This is a genomic window from uncultured Maritalea sp. (assembly GCF_937139385.1).
Lineage (GTDB): Bacteria > Pseudomonadota > Alphaproteobacteria > Rhizobiales > Devosiaceae > Maritalea > Maritalea porphyrae_A.
This window is the reverse complement of the sequence record NZ_CAKZPW010000342.1, coordinates 1-15,064: the sequence shown is the minus strand read 5'-3', so window position 1 is coordinate 15,064 and position 15,064 is coordinate 1. Positions and strand designations below refer to the sequence as shown.

Below are 15,064 nucleotides of genomic sequence, written 5' to 3'. Positions count from 1 at the left end.
CATCGGTGAAACGGTGCAGCTTTCGCGCGGATTTTTGGCACCAATTGCAGCGCGCCGCCAAATGTTAGAATGGCGGCAACAATCATATGGGCGGCAAACGCAACATTGCCCCAAGTGTCGCCTGGCACAAATCCATGACCGGTTGGCAGCACTGTATTCCAAGAAGTCCAATCCCCTTGCAATGCGCCTGCACTGTAGACTTTGACAATGTAATAGCCAAAAACTGCGAAACCAATGGTGGTGACCACAAACCATACTTTGGCAGATAATTGCAGGGTTTTGTTTGGGTTTAGAAAGCCCGTCTTGCGGGTGGAAGTTAACGTGTCGCTCATGCTGGATCCAGTGTTTGAAAATACTGATCAAAACCTAGCTCTTGGCATCAATTCATTGAATGGCCGCAGCGATCAAAGCCTTAGCACTTGCGTTCATAGACTTGGTTTTACTGTGAGGGTTTCATCATGTGCCAGACGTTGATTTAGAATTTGGACGAGAAGTCCCAGAACGGCGCAGGCGAACAACCCAATCGCCATAGATTGGGGAGAACCATCAGAAACGATGCCGAACAGGCCGATGACCGCACCGCCAATCAGCATTTGCAAGGTGCCACCAACCGAGGATGCGAGCCCTGCGCGCTCACCTTGTTTGTTGAGCGACAATACCATGGCAAGGGGGATCAAAAGCCCCAAAAATCCGTTGGATAGGAACATTATGCCAATCAGAGTTTCGATTTTGAGCAACCCAATTAAAGCAAGCAAAACCATTGTGCCCGTTGAAGCTGCATATCCAGCAGCACCTACCATCAAAATGGCGTTGTTCCCAAATCGCGCTGCCAAGTTGGAAGAAAGCAAAGCCGTTGCAAAAAACGAAATGGAGTTGGCCCCAAGCACCAAGCTAAACTGCAACGCGGTTAGGCCAAAAAATTGCTGATAAACAAACGCACCCGACGCGATGTGGACGAACATGCCAGCGAACCCAAAGGCACCCAAGAGCGTCATCACGACGAAATTGCCATCCTGAAATATCGCTATGACGTTGGACCAAGGCGTTGCAGCTTTAAGCACTGAACGGGCCAGCAGTGGGTTGGTTTCCTCAAGCATTGTAAGCGCAATAAAAAACGCCAATAGGGTCAGCACTCCAAGTCCGCCAAATATCCAACGCCAGCCCCAATATTGTGCGATCATGCTGCCCAAAAGTGGTGCAATAAGTGGTGAGATAGCGGTGACCATCATTACATACCCCATCAATTTTGCAGCATCCGCACCTTGATATTTTTCGCGCACCACTGCCCGCATCAGTACCATTTGCGAAGCGCTGCCAAGGCCTTGGAGACCACGACCTACGATCAGCCAAACAACACTTGGCGAAAGCGCACAAAGCACGGTGCCAACAAGGAATATGAGCAACCCAAAATAAAGCGGTGGCTTGCGCCCAACCCTGTCTGACCAGGGGCCATAAAGCAGTTGAGCGACGCCAAAACACAAAAAGTAGACGGTGAGTGTTGTCTGAATGCTAAGGGTCGTTGCACCTAAATCATCGGCCACGTTTGGCATCACCGGAATGTAAATATCAATGGCGATCGAGCCGACAAAAATGATAACACCGAGTATGAGACCAAGACGCAACATAGGCATTCTCCAAGAGTATCAGAACGGTGCGACGTGATATAAATCGGTGCGCATCCACTTTAAGCTTGGACAAGGGGTACCCATTTATGTGCAATGGGGACATGGCTTTACAGGTCAAAATTTGGCCCGATGGGATCAGAGCGTTGCAAAGGAAATTTGGGGGTTAGATGAAAAGTGCAAGTGTTTCGGCGGGATATGTAAATGCATTTTTGGCTTTCGCCCAAACCAAAGGTGCTGACCAACCCGAACTTTTGCGCCAAAGCTCCATTCAACCCGTAATACTTGAAGACGCGGACAATCGCGTGCCGCTCGACGCCTATCAATCGCTCATGCAGCACACACAAATCATGTGCCAAATGCCAGAAATTGCACTGGCGTTTGGCGCGGGGACAGACCTCGAGCAAATCTCAGTTCTGGGCATCATCTCACAAGCGTCCAACACCATGGCGGATGCTTTTGCCATGGCCAATAGATATGGCCCGCTGGTGGATGATGTCGCTTTAGCGGGCGCTGGTGATCGGTTTGCTAAAATTGTCGACAAACAGGGCGTGTGGTTTGTTGACCAACGGGCCACCCCAAACGCCTTTCCGGAGCTGACTGAAACAACGTTTGCTCGCATTGTGAGCGACATCAACCGCCATTTTGACGGGCGGCCAAAGGTGATTAAGGTCTTGATGACTCACGCAGCGCCCGCGCATGCCGAAAAATATCAAGACTATTTGCAAAGCCCGATTGAGTTCTCTTCCAACAAAAATGCACTGCTGTTTGCCGAGGACTGGAACGCCATTCCGATGCCGCGTTCTAACCAATATTTGTTCGGTGCATTGGCAAGCCACGCAGAGGATTTGCTGTGCACGCTCAAAGCTGCCGACACGGTGCGGGCCAAGGTGGAGCAAATACTCTTGCCGTTGCTGCATACCGGCGATGTTTCAATGGAAACAGTGGCCAAACAACTCAACCAAAGTCGGCCAACGCTTTATCGAAAACTAAAAACTGAAGGCGTGAATTTTGAACAAATTCACGATCAATTGCGCAAAACTATGGCGCTTGATTATCTGAGCAGCCGCAAGGTTTCTGTCAACGAAACCGCCTATCTGGTGGGCTTTGCGGACGCCAGTTCTTTTTCGCGTGCGTTCAAGCGATGGACGGGCGATAGCCCACGCCAGTTCAAGCCCGAGTAGCAATTTTCCCCTGCGACAAAGCGGCACTTGCAAGTTCAATTTCCTCACAATACGCTCGGGGCATTCATATTGGGCGCTGAACGCGGTCGACTGCCATATGGGCTCGACAACCGTGGCGTTTCAGCCCCGTTTGATGAGCAAATGGGGTGTGCAACAGGAGCTAACCCCAATGAAAACCATCATAGAACCTTTCCGCATCAAGTCCGTCGAGCCGATCCGTTTCACAACGGTTGAAGAGCGTCGCCAATTGGCCAAGGACGCGCACTACAATCTTTTCGGCCTGCATTCGGACGATGTGCTGATCGATCTGTTGACAGACAGCGGCACCTCCGCCATGAGCGCTGCCCAATGGGGCGCGATGATGAATGGTGATGAGAGCTATGCCGGTTCACCTTCGTTTTTACGCTTTGAAAGCGCCGTGCGCCACTTGATGGATTTTAAACACATTATTCCCACCCACCAAGGCCGCGCCGCAGAAGCAATTCTGTTCTCGATTTTGGGCGGCGAGGGCAAAAAGATCCCTTCAAATACCCACTTCGATACCACCCGCGGCAATATTGAAAGCACGGGAGCTGAGGCCCATGATCTGCTGATTGTTGAAGGCAAAGACCCGGCAAATTTGCACCCCTTTAAGGGCAATATCGACATTGCGCGGCTTGATGCATTTCTTGCAGAACATGGGGATGCGGTGCCTTGCGTGATGATTACAGTCACCAATAATGCAGGGGGCGGCCAGCCGGTGAGTTTGGCCAATATTCGTGCCACCGCTGAAATGGCGCGCAAATACAACCGGCCCTTCATCATTGATGGATGTCGCTTTGCCGAGAACGCCTATTTCATCAAACAGCGTGAAGAAGGGCAGGGCGAACGTTCCATTAAAGAGATCGTGCGCGACATGTTTGAGCTGGCCGACGGCATGACCATGAGTGCAAAAAAGGACGCTTTCGCCAATATCGGTGGCTGGCTGGCGCTCAACGACGATGAATTGGCACAAAAGGCGCGCAATCGTCTCATCATGACCGAAGGGTTCCCAACCTATGGCGGATTAGCCGGGCGCGATCTGGATGCGATTGCGCAAGGGCTGAGCGAAATCGTTGACGAAGAGTATTTGAAATACCGGGTCCGCTCGAACGCCTATGTCGTTGAGCGCTTGGACGCGCTTGGTATTCCTGTAGTCAAACCAGCAGGCGGTCACGCAGTATTCGTCGATGCGCGTTCATGGCTGTCGCACATCAAACCGTTGCAATACCCCGGGCAAGCGTTGGCCGTGGCCTTGTATGAACTCGGTGGCATTCGCGCCTGCGAAATAGGCACAGTCATGTTTGGTCGTTCGCCCGACGGTCGTGAAAACCCTGCCGCAATGGACCTTGTGCGGCTTGCCATGCCACGCCGTGTCTACACACAATCCCACGCCGACTACATCGTTGAGGTGTTTGAGGAGTTGAACGAAATCAAAGGCACCTTGCCTGGTTACCGGATCACCGAAGAGCCACCGGCGATGCGGCACTTCACGGCCAAATTTGAACCAATTGAGTGATGATAACGGTCGGGTTGGGGGTTATCCCTCAACCCGCAGATATCCGGTGAGACCTGTCTTTTGGTGCTCAATCACATGGCAGTGGAAAGCCCAATAGCCCGGATTGTCAGCAACAAGGGCCACATCCATGGTTTCACCGGACTGCAACAGCGCCGTGTCGGTAAAAAGCGGCGGCAATTGGCGTTTGTCAGACCGGATCAGTTTAAACGCCAAACCATGCAAATGGATCGGATGGTCGTTTGGCGTATTGTTGCGCAGGCGCAAAATATAGCTTTTGCCCAACTTCATTGTCGCTAGCGGGTCAAGTGGGCCGGGTGTGTCGCCAAGCCAAGGCTTGCGGTTGATAGACCAAAAAACATAGCCCAATGAGCCGCAAATGCTTTGCAATGGTTCGGCCCCATCCGGTGTCCAGCCGAAAGTGAAATCCAAAATCTCGGCATTGGCCAGGTCCGGTTCTTTCACAGGGTTGCGAGGTAACTGTTTGAGTTCTGCCAAAGAGCGCCCTAGCGAAGGGCCAACCGAGCGGAATGTGGCCATCAAACGGGGGCCGGACAGAATATTTAAAAACAGTTCCGCTACCTCGCCTTCTTTGTCGGGCATACGCAATGCCACATCAGCGCGTTGGCCAGGGGCGAGCAAAATGTCAGATGCTGGCAGTGGCTGCGGAACTGGATGGGAATCAAGGGCGATCACATGCGCGTCTGCACCGGAGATTTGGTAGTTGCCCACCCGGGTAACGTCGGTTACCGCTAGGCGCAATCGCACAAGACTGCCAGCGGGAAAATCATAGGTGGGCTGAACCTGCCAATTTACCGTTGAAACGGTGCCTAGCGTGCCGCCTCGTGCTGCAAGTCTTGGCTTAAACATGGCGACGAACTGCCCGTCAGTGCCCAACCGGAAATCGCGGATGTTGAGCGCCAGATCATGGTCAAAACCCGGGTCCTCAAGCTCCTCCACAATCAAAAGGCCGGTCATGCCGCGCCCCATCTGATCAAGTGTGTTGCAATGGGGGTGATACCAAAATGTACCCGCATCTGGGGAAGTGACATTATAGCGAAATCTCTCCCCCATTTCGATGGGCTTTTGAGTAAGATAGGGCACACCATCCATATCATTTTGGTGCCGCAAACCGTGCCAATGTACGATGCTGGCCTCGCGCAGATTGTTCACGACGTCAATGGTTTTGGTCTGATGCTGTTTGAAACGAATAGTTGGCGCCGGTCCACCAATGCCAAAGCCCATCATGTGCTCGGTGATTTTGCCCGGCACAATTTCATGACTCAAATAGTTGAGCGGTAATTGTAAATCTGCTGAAAGCGCATTTTTGGCGATCGCATAGGTCGTTGAAGAGGCTGCAAAGGTCGCAGCGGACCCCAACAAAAACTCGCGGCGTGACATGCCCAACATTCTATATTCCTAAAGTCAGTTTCACAGCGCGACCTGTAAAAATGGATGGCCCCATTTGTCAGCCAGCTTAAACCAGTCAGGTTTGCCAGCCAATGTACAAATTGTCCCATCTAAGACTTTTTAGCCTAGAACAAGCTCAATTGATCTTCTGGGACTTCGGGTTGTGTGAAGAGGTCTGTCCGCAAATGAGGCAAGCGCTTTTTCAAACCGTTGCGGTTCATGGCCAATTCAAACCGACGCTGCAAGGCATAAGCATAAGGCCCTTGCCCCGACATGCGTGACCCAAAGCGCGGATCATTGTTGCGTCCACCGCGTACATCTCGCACCAAATTGAGCACATGACGCAATTTGTCTGGGTAAAAGCGCAACAGCCATTCGCGGAAAATATTGCGCACTTCGCCCGGCAATCGCAGCATGATCATACCTGCTGCCGTTGCGCCTTGCGCGGCGGCGGCATCAAGAATTTTTTCCAATTCACTGTCATTGATCGCGGGAATAATCGGTGCCGCCATCACCATCGTGGGAATGCCTGATTGGCTGAGCAATTCAACAGCTTCAAGCCGTTTGGAAGGTGTGGAAGCACGCGGCTCCAATTCCCGACAAAGCTTGCGATCAAGCGTGGTGATCGACATAGCCACATGCACGAGGTTTTGTTCGGCCAGTTCGGTCAACAAATCTAAGTCCCGCACCACAAGCGCGGATTTGGTGACAATAGTCACGGGGTGCTTGAACTCAATCAAGACCTCCAAGATTTCCCGCATGATCTTGCGTTCACGCTCAATCGGTTGATAGGGGTCGGTATTGGTGCCAATGGCTATTGGTTTTGGCGTATATTTTTTGCGGCTCAATTCTTCGCGCAACCGCTCTGCCGCGTTGGTTTTGGCGTAAAGCTCACGCTCAAAATCAATACCTGCCGAATGGCCCAAATAGGCGTGGGTCTGGCGCGCAAAACAATATGAACAACCATGCTCGCAACCGCGATAAGGATTGATGGATCGATCAAAATTTAGGTCCGGAGACTCGTTTTTGGTAATAATCGACTTCGCACGCTCTTCGCGCACATTGGTTTTAAAATCAGCCAATGCTTCTAAGGATTGCCAGCCATCATCAAAACTCTCATTTTGGAATACCTCAAATCGTCCCGACAAATTGCTCTGCGCACCCCGACCGCGATTGCGATTTGGCGAAACCATTTTACTTGCCAATATGTCGCCATCAGCGCTTTTGGCAATGCGGGCCAAACTGTCTGGCGGTGGCGGGAAAGCTGCATGAATAGCCATTTTCACCTCGCGATCAAAGGGTTAACAAATCGTTCCACTAGAATAGAACAAAATGAGAACAAATTGTCAATCGCGATTTTGCGATGTCAGCTAACGTGCTGAAGTATAAACGCTATTACCGCGAAGAATACTTCGGCAAAACTTCCAAAAAGTTGCAAGGCTTATGCCGCGAATCGAGTTGGAAATTGATCACGCCCTGCCAACCATCCCGGCAAGCTCCGCGTGAACCGGGCAAACAAAAGATCAAAGTCTCTCCCGCCAATCCGCCCGTGGCGCGACTTTGAATGGTCGATGTGCCAATTTGAGCAGCCGAATATTGGTGAAATAGAACAGAAAAACCGTCCATCACTTTGTCAAACAGGGGCTCCAATGCCTCGGGGGTAACATCGCGTTGCGAAAAGCCAGTGCCACCGGTGGTGATCACCACATCAATGTCTTTGTTCACAATCCAGTTCTGCACTTTTTGGCGGATCAATTGCTGGTCATCCGTCACAATGTCCCGATCCAAAACCATATGGCCGCTTTCACTAATCATCTCTTTGAGCAGTGCACCAGAATCGTCAGTTTCAAGCGTGCGCGTGTCTGACACGGCAAGGATGGCAAAGTTCAGTTTCACCATATCCTGAGACTGGTCAATTTTTGATTTGTACATTTGTGGCGAACTCCAATTGAGATTTTTGACGCAGACATTGCCATCCCAAGCGGGCTGCTTCAATGATTTAGAACAAACAAATCTGAATTCGGCACACGTTATTCAAACGTCGCCATTTTGGCTTTCAAGCTCAACATATCGCGCCACACCAATGCTTTTTGTGCAGGTTGACTTAATAAATAAGTGGGGTGCAATGTGGCGATTGAAGTGCAGGAATGTTCTCCCACTTCAATATCTTTCCACTTGCCTCGCAGACGCAAAATACCGGCCTCGGTCTTCAACAGTGTTTTTGAAGCGGCACCGCCCATGGTCACGATAACCTTGGGTGCAACCAATTCAACCTGCCGCACCAAAAAAGGCAAACAAACCGCGGTTTCCGCGGGCGTTGGATTGCGGTTGCCCGGTGGTCTCCACGGTAAGGTATTGGCGATAAAAACTTTCTCGCGATTAAGCCCAATTGCTGCGAGAATGCGATCAAGCAATTCACCAGACCGGCCAACAAAAGGCGCACCTTGCATGTCCTCTTCACGGCCAGGTGCTTCGCCCACCAGCATAATGTCTGCGTCTGGGTTTCCAGCCGCAAAAACCAAATTGGTTGCGCGGTGTTTTAACGGACAGCCCTCAAAACCATCCATAGCTTCCCGCAACGCATCTAGAGTGGTTGCCGCCGCGGCGAGGGCCTTTGCCTCTTCCACATTGTGGACCTCAGGCTGCATATGCGTTTGCGTGGGGGCGGGTGCATCGGTAGTCGTTTGGGCACCTGATGGCATGGACGCCGGTGCTGTTTTTTGCACACTCGCAGGCGCAGCAAATCGATCGACGGGCTCGTCGCTGAGCGCCATGTCGACGCCCATTGCGCTGTACCATTCTAGGGCCGCGCGCATTACACCAATGTCATTCCCACTTTCTTGCATATCAAGATCATATCACGCTAGATCGACCAATGTCATGAGCGAGTTGTCAAAGAACTGCTACTGTAAACAAAGAATTGCACCTAAACGGTTGCGCGGCTGCCATAAAATGGCCAATCTCGGGGCAAAAGGTGACCCACCGATTCAGTTGATAAAGAAAGCCGCGTTTTGTGAACATTAAAATGAAGTTGATTCCCGCGATTGTTGGTTTGTCCATTTCGGCGATTGGAGCGAACGGTTTTGTTGCTGCGCAGGAAATGTCAGATACGACAAGCTTCATGGTGACACCACCTTCAGTTTCAGGCAGCTTTTTGGCAGGCCGGGGGGCCTACGAAGATAGACGCAACAAAGTGGCCGCCGCTTACTTTGAAAATGCGCTGGACATGGACTGGGACAATGTTGTGTTGCAGGAGCGCACCTTCAAGGCGCTTTTGGCATCGGGGCAGGTGGCAAAGGCCGAAACCGTTGCGCGTCGCCTTATTGAAGCAGCGCCCAATTATGAAATCTCAAAATTGGTGCTTGGCGTTGTTGCCCTTAAAGAGCGACGCTACAAATCGGTTGAAACCAGTTTAAGTGGCGCATCCCTCAATACGCTTTACGGCATTACATCGAATGTGGTTCTGGCGTGGAACCATGTGGGGAATGGCGAAAAGGCGAAGGCCTATAAGACTATCGGATCGATTACTCAAGATGGATTTCGAACCTTTTTGGTGTTCCAACATGCCTTGATGGCCGATGTTAGTGGCGACAAAGAGAAAGCCCGCGCGCTTTACGAGCAAGCCTATGAGGTCGATCCATATGTTTTTTCAATTGTTGAGGCTTACGCACGCTTTTTGGCCAACAACGGTGAGTTCGATCAATCTCTTGAGGTAATCAACCGCTTGCTTGAGCGCGGCGTTACCAATGAAGAAATTGAGCAATTGGCTCTAGTCGTTGCAGCGAAGAAACGGCCGGGGCGTTTCACGGAAAACGCTCAAGAAGGAACAGCAGAGTTATTGCGCGGCCTTTCTTCGGCTCTTTCGCGTGAAGGGGCCTCAGAGCCTTCGTTAATGTTGGTGCGCTTGGCGGGCTACATAAATCCAAAATCTGTCCAGATCGCCTTTGCAACGGCTGACTTTTTGGAAACCGCTGAGCGGTATGAAGAAGCCAACGCAATTTACGAAAACATACCAAAAAATTCACTGCATTATTATTCAGCATTGGTGCGCAGCGCAGAAAACCTGCGCGCATTGGATCAAAGCGAAGCCGCGATTAAGCGGTTGCGCAATATTGTGGCGCTGCGTCCAGATGATGTAACGGCGATAACAGCACTTGGCGACACATTGCGTTTTGAAAAGCGCTATGAGGAAGCTGGCGAGGCATATTCTAGGGTTCTGAAACTGACGGGTGGCGAAAGGCTCGTCGATTGGCACATTTATTATGTGCGTGGCATTGCGTACGAGAGGCAAAAGAGGTGGGAGTTGGCGGAAGCTGACTTCAAACAAGCGCTGGAGCTCTATCCCGATCAGCCCCAAGTCCTTAACTATTTGGGATATAGCTGGGTCGATCAAGGTATCAATTTAGTCGAAGCTCTGGAAATGATTGAAACAGCCGTCAGCCTGCGCCCAAACGATGGGTATATTGTTGATAGCCTTGGCTGGGCCTATTTTCAACTCGGTCGATACGATGATGCCGTTGAAACGCTGGAACGCGCAAATCGGCTCACCCCAAGCGACGCCACCATTAATGATCATCTAGGCGATGCATATTGGCACGTTGGCCGCAAACGCGAAGCTGGCTTTCAATGGGCGAAAGCCAAAGAAATGAAACCTGACGAGGAATTGGCCCTAAAACTTGACGCCAAAATTGCGGATGGCTTGAACGCTGATGCAGAACAGGCTGATGCGGGTTAGCATTTATGAGTGTTTGGACGGAGCCTGCGCCAGCAAAGATTAATCTCTCCTTGCATGTAGTGGGACAGACGCCCAAAGGCTACCATCAATTGCAGGGCCTAACGGTTTTCACCAAATTGTGTGACGAATTGACGGCGCGCGAATCAAAGAAAGATCGACTTGGTGTAACCGGGCCGTTTGCCAAAGCATTGGTGGGCGAAGGGTCTAATATTATTCTCAAGGCGCTGGACCTGTTTCGGCATCATTGGCCCAAGTCTTTGCCCGATGGGCTAGACATTACACTGGAGAAAATGCTGCCTGTGGCCGCTGGCATAGGTGGCGGATCTGCTGATGCTGCAGCCACGTTGCGCATGGCAGCGCGCATGTCCCAAAGCGATATCTCAATCGCAGAGCTATCAGAGGTGGCCTTGGAACTTGGTGCCGATGTTCCCATGTGTTTGTTTTCTCGCACATGCATCATTGGTGGTGTCGGTGAAAAAATTCAGGTTGTTGATCCTTTCCCCAAGCTGCAGCTGGTATTGGCAAACCCTGGGGTTGGCGTGCCAACGGCACAGATTTTTAGGCAACTGAAATCAAAGTCCAATCCGCAAATGCCTCCCTTGCCAACACAAGTAGAGCATAGCGCTGCGCTGGCGCTTTGGCTGCAAGACACACGCAACGATTTAGAAATACCTGCCATTCAAATAGTGCCGCAGATCGCTGAACTAACACGCGAAATGGCGCACCTGCCAGGGTGCATATTGTCTCGTATGTCCGGCTCTGGCGCAACGGTGTTTGGTGTATTTGGAGCAGAAGTACAGGCCATGTCTGCCGCACAGCAAATGCACCAAGAGTTCCCAAATTCTTGGGTCGCACAATCCCCGATTATCTGAGATCAAAGCAAAACTACTTAACAGTTTAATAGTTACACTTTTAGCAAGGCTCTCGACCATTTCTCAAAACCCATGTGCAACACTGACCTTGTAAGAAAGTGAGGGAGAGTTGCGATGATATCAAACGAGAACATGCTGCAACCTTTTCAAATAATATACGCGAGCTTGGGCACCCGTCGCCTGACAAGGGACGAGATCCGTGATTTGCTTCACATCTCACGCAAGAACAATCATAGCGTCGATGTTGGTGGCTTGCTTGTTTATCACGACAATTGTTTTTTGCAGGTGCTGGAAGGCCCGCGGATTGCTGTGGAAGCGATCTTCATGCGCATTAAAACCGACCCACGACACCGCAACGTGAAACTTTTGTTGCGTCATGGTGTTGGTGAACTCGAGTTCAATGATTGGTCAATGGCCTATATCGATTCAGATGAAAGCAGCCGAGGATTGAAGGGCTATGTCGATTACCTGAAAGAGCTCGATAAAAAGTCAATTGGAGACTCAATCGCCATGCGAGTGCTGAGACGTTTTAAGAAAGACGATTGGCGTGCGCAAATTCTGGAAGAGTTTAGCAAAAGCGCCTAGGCTGCGCGTTCAACGCAGTAATCTGCGATCTCTATGAGGATACGCGCACCATTGCGCTCGGCCAGTGGCGCAAGCGCGGCCTTTGCCAAATCCGCATGTTCGTAAGCGCGATCCAGTGTGGTCTGCAGGGCACCGCAACTCTGTAATATGCCAACCACACGTGACACCGCTTTTTCACTCGCGTCTTGGTTGCCCAAATTCTCGCGAATAAACTGTGCGTCTGTAGTTGAAGCGTTTTGCAAGGCATGCAGTACGGGCAGCGTCATTTTGCCTTCGCGCAAATCGTCGCCCACATTTTTGCCAATTGTGCCGGACACGCCACCATAGTCGAGGGCATCATCGACCAATTGGAAAGCAATGCCTAATTGCGCACCATAGGTTTTCAGCGCTGAACGATCCGCCAAGTTGGCTCCGCCAGCCATTGCGCCAACTTCAGTAGCGGCTTCAAAAAGCGCAGCCGTTTTAGCTTTGATAACTTCAAAATAATCATCAACTTTGGTGTTTGCATCTTTTGCATTGGTAAGCTGAAAAACTTCCCCTTCCGCAATGATGGCGGCAGAGCGGGAAAGAATGCCCAGCGCTTCCAAATTGCCGGCGTCCACCATCATCATAAACGCTTGGCCCAACAAGAAGTCGCCAACAAGCACGCTTGCTGCGTTGCCCCAAATCTTTCGGGGCGCGTCCTGGCCGCGTCGTTTGTCGCTTTCATCAACCACATCGTCATGCAGCAACGTGGCCGTATGCATGAATTCCACTGCTGCGGCGTAGGAAATGTGCTGCTGCCCTTTGGGCTCGAACATCATCGCAGCTGCAACAGTGAGCATAGGACGTAAACGTTTGCCACCAGCGGAAATGAGATAGTTGGCGATGTCGGGAACCATTTGAACGTGTGACCCCACGCGCGAAAGCAAGAGCTTGTTGACCTCTTCCATTTCGACAGAGGTGTGCGCGACAAGTTGATCAACAATCGGTTGATCAATAATTTTTGCAGCAGTTGCTTCCATTGTGCTCATGTCTACTCGCCCCAACGCGTCAAAAACGCATCCGTATTTCCAGTTATCCCGCATGGGAGCTTTAAGCTACAGCGTTGCATTTCGCAAATCATCTTGTTGCAATTGGTACCAAAGGCTATGGCTATGCTATAAGTTTGCATTGATCGTCAACGTCAACAACCATTTGCAGCGCACTTTACATGTCCCTAGACCAGCCACAAGCGAATGTAAAACAGCAATATGTCACACAGGACGCATTCCTTGGTGGTGAGCTGGCGGTGCTGCAGCCCAAAAAAGGTTTTCGGGCTGGGGTTGATAGCGTATTGTTGGGCGCATCAGTTTCCGACGCCACAAACCATCTTTTGGAGTTGGGCGCCGGGGTGGGCGTTGCCACACTCACAGCGCTTGTTCACCACCCAAAGCTTTGCGCCCACATGGCTGAATTATCGCCCGAAGCGGTTGAGCTTTGCCAAATTAATGCTACAAACAACGGCCTTAGCGACCGCGCCAAGATCAGCCAAGTCGATATCATGGCGAAAGGGCCTGAGCGCGAAGCCGCCGGTTTGAAACCTGATCATTTTGACTGCGTAATCGCCAATCCACCCTATTTTGACGATAAGTCCGTGTCTTTGCCCCAAGACCAATATGGCGCGCAAGCTCACGCCCATGCCAAACATTGTTTGGAAAAATGGGTGAAAGTGGCGGTTAGCGCAGCGTCCGCAACCGCTGAGATTATCTTTATTCACCGCGCAGAAGCGATCAATGATTTGTTGCGCGCATATGATCGGCGCATTGGCAATATCTCGATCCTGCCCATCGTATCGCGCCCAGGCCAACCCGCATCGCGTGTATTACTGCGCGGCCAAAAAGGGTCGAAGGCACCCACAACTTTGCTTAGCCCCTTACATTTGCACGGGGAAACGGGGCGAGAGTTTTCGCCCCAAGTACAAAGTATTTTGATGGGAAAAGCGCAACTCCACTGGTAGAAGCGCAAATCATGCCTACATTACGGCAACAAGAAGCTTCTAGGGGATTATGTATGACCATCAGCAATGAACAAGACCAATCTGTTGTTCCAGCACCTTGGCATGTGCGCCTGTTGGGTCGGGACAGAACGGTGATCCCTGTCGTGCGCCTCTCAGGTGTAATCGAATCTGCATCGCGCCCGGACCGCATCAATATTCACAATTCAGCGCCTTTGCTTAAACGGGCCTTTTCGATAAAACGCGCGCCGGCAGTGGCTATCATCATCAATTCGCCCGGTGGATCGCCCGTTCAATCGCGATTGGTCGCAAAGTATATTCGCGACCTAGCGGCTGAGAAGAATAAGCAAGTCTTGGTATTCATTGAAGACGTGGCGGCCTCAGGTGGCTACTTTATCGCCAGTGCGGGCGACGAAATTATTGCTGATCCATCTTCCATCGTTGGCTCTATCGGGGTCATTTCCGCCAGCTTTGGCTTTGAAGATGCTATTGAAAAGATTGGCGTGAAGCGCCGTCTTTATACGGCGGGCAAAAACAAATCGACGCTTGATCCATTTCTGCCCGAGAAAAAAGCCGACATTGACCGGCTTAAAAAACTGCAGCTCGATATCCATGATGTCTTTATCGATTATGTGAAATCGCGCCGTGGCGATAAGCTAGACATGGAAAATCAAGACCTGTTCACCGGCGAATTTTGGACCGCAAAAACCGGCATTGAGTTTGGTCTTGTGGATCGATTGGGCGACATGCACGAAGTGCTGCGCGAGAAGTTCGGCAAAAAAGTAAAACTGGAACGGATCACACCCAAAAGACCGTTTTTTAGTATGCCGCGATTGCCCTTTATGCAAATAAATGGCGCAGAGGGCAGCTTTACGGATGATTTGATTGCTTCAGTTGAGGCCAAGTCAATGTGGAGCCGATTCGGGCTTTAGCGGGCAAAAAGGAGAGCGCGCATATGTGGCTAAGAGTAATCACTTTCGTGATCATCATTGCTGCCATCATTTATGGTGTGCGCGCCATTCGGCGCAACGTAATGGACTATTTTGATGAGGCGGACAAAGACAAACTCAAGCGCGATCGTAAAGACCGCAAGCGCTCAGACATCGTGGACTTGAGGCGAGATCCAAAGGATGGGGTTTTCCGCCCC

Annotated in this window: 15 protein-coding genes; 8 read left to right on the top strand and 7 right to left on the bottom strand. The window is 51.1% G+C overall.

Going from position 1 to position 15,064, the window contains the following annotated elements; all coding sequences use genetic code 11:
• Positions 1–332, bottom strand: a 332-nt coding sequence (locus tag Q0231_RS13925; RefSeq protein WP_299348280.1) for a hypothetical protein, incomplete at its 3' end; no start/stop codon positions are given.
• Between the two features lie 93 nt (positions 333–425).
• The gene (locus Q0231_RS13920) at positions 426–1,625 is read right to left on the bottom strand and encodes a multidrug effflux MFS transporter (protein ID WP_269392505.1); all 1,200 of its coding nucleotides are present in this window, start codon (positions 1,623–1,625) and stop codon (positions 426–428) included.
• 167 nt (positions 1,626–1,792) lie between these two features.
• Between Q0231_RS13920 and Q0231_RS13915 the strand changes: the two genes are divergently transcribed.
• Together Q0231_RS13915 and Q0231_RS13910 are read left to right on the top strand one after the other, a co-directional pair.
• Entirely contained in the window at positions 1,793–2,806 is a 1,014-nt protein-coding gene (locus Q0231_RS13915; protein ID WP_269392504.1) for an AraC family transcriptional regulator, read from the top strand.
• 169 nt (positions 2,807–2,975) lie between these two features.
• Positions 2,976–4,343 (top strand): tryptophanase, encoded by a 1,368-nt coding sequence (locus Q0231_RS13910; RefSeq protein WP_299348277.1) that lies wholly within the window; start codon positions 2,976–2,978, stop codon positions 4,341–4,343.
• Positions 4,344–4,364: 21 nt separating this feature from the next.
• Here the strand turns inward: Q0231_RS13910 and Q0231_RS13905 are convergent, their stop codons facing one another.
• The 4 genes from Q0231_RS13905 to Q0231_RS13890 form a co-directional block, all read right to left on the bottom strand.
• A complete protein-coding gene (locus Q0231_RS13905; RefSeq protein ID WP_299348274.1) occupies positions 4,365–5,750 on the bottom strand; it encodes a multicopper oxidase family protein in 1,386 nt (461 codons plus the stop codon).
• 125 nt (positions 5,751–5,875) lie between these two features.
• Entirely contained in the window at positions 5,876–7,030 is a 1,155-nt protein-coding gene (locus tag Q0231_RS13900; protein ID WP_299348271.1) for a PA0069 family radical SAM protein, read from the bottom strand.
• Positions 7,031–7,145: 115 nt separating this feature from the next.
• Positions 7,146–7,682: a molybdenum cofactor biosynthesis protein B gene (moaB, locus tag Q0231_RS13895; protein ID WP_269392500.1), complete on the bottom strand. Its 537-nt coding sequence runs from the start codon at positions 7,680–7,682 to the stop codon at positions 7,146–7,148.
• Between the two features lie 98 nt (positions 7,683–7,780).
• Complete coding sequence (locus Q0231_RS13890) at positions 7,781–8,596, bottom strand: uracil-DNA glycosylase (RefSeq protein ID WP_299348268.1); 816 nt, start codon at positions 8,594–8,596, stop codon at positions 7,781–7,783.
• A 179-nt stretch (positions 8,597–8,775) separates the two neighbouring features.
• On the opposite strand from Q0231_RS13890, the gene Q0231_RS13885 reads away from it, so the two are divergent.
• The 3 genes from Q0231_RS13885 to Q0231_RS13875 all read left to right on the top strand — a co-directional run bounded on the left by Q0231_RS13885 (position 8,776) and on the right by Q0231_RS13875 (position 11,942).
• Positions 8,776–10,485 carry a tetratricopeptide repeat protein gene (locus Q0231_RS13885; protein ID WP_299348265.1) on the top strand — a complete coding sequence of 570 codons (1,710 nt, stop codon included), beginning with the start codon at positions 8,776–8,778 and terminating at the stop codon, positions 10,483–10,485.
• Between the two features lie 5 nt (positions 10,486–10,490).
• Entirely contained in the window at positions 10,491–11,357 is an 867-nt protein-coding gene (locus Q0231_RS13880; RefSeq protein ID WP_299348262.1) for a 4-(cytidine 5'-diphospho)-2-C-methyl-D-erythritol kinase, read from the top strand.
• A gap of 114 nt (positions 11,358–11,471) precedes the next feature.
• Entirely contained in the window at positions 11,472–11,942 is a 471-nt protein-coding gene (locus tag Q0231_RS13875) for a BLUF domain-containing protein (protein ID WP_269392496.1), read from the top strand.
• Here the strand turns inward: Q0231_RS13875 and Q0231_RS13870 are convergent.
• On the bottom strand, positions 11,939–12,955 hold the full coding sequence (locus Q0231_RS13870; protein WP_269392495.1) for a polyprenyl synthetase family protein: 1,017 nt from the start codon (positions 12,953–12,955) through the stop codon (positions 11,939–11,941). The two genes, Q0231_RS13875 and Q0231_RS13870, sit on opposite strands and share 4 nt — an antisense overlap.
• 179 nt (positions 12,956–13,134) lie before the next feature.
• Here Q0231_RS13870 and Q0231_RS13865 point away from each other — a divergent pair, with 179 nt between their 5' ends.
• From Q0231_RS13865 to Q0231_RS13855, 3 genes are all read left to right on the top strand, one after another.
• Entirely contained in the window at positions 13,135–13,920 is a 786-nt protein-coding gene (locus Q0231_RS13865) for a methyltransferase (RefSeq protein ID WP_269392494.1), read from the top strand.
• A 53-nt stretch (positions 13,921–13,973) separates the two neighbouring features.
• A complete protein-coding gene (locus Q0231_RS13860; RefSeq protein WP_269392493.1) occupies positions 13,974–14,849 on the top strand; it encodes a S49 family peptidase in 876 nt (291 codons plus the stop codon).
• A gap of 23 nt (positions 14,850–14,872) precedes the next feature.
• A partial coding sequence (locus Q0231_RS13855; protein ID WP_299348256.1) for a hypothetical protein occupies positions 14,873–15,064 on the top strand: 192 nt, incomplete at its 3' end.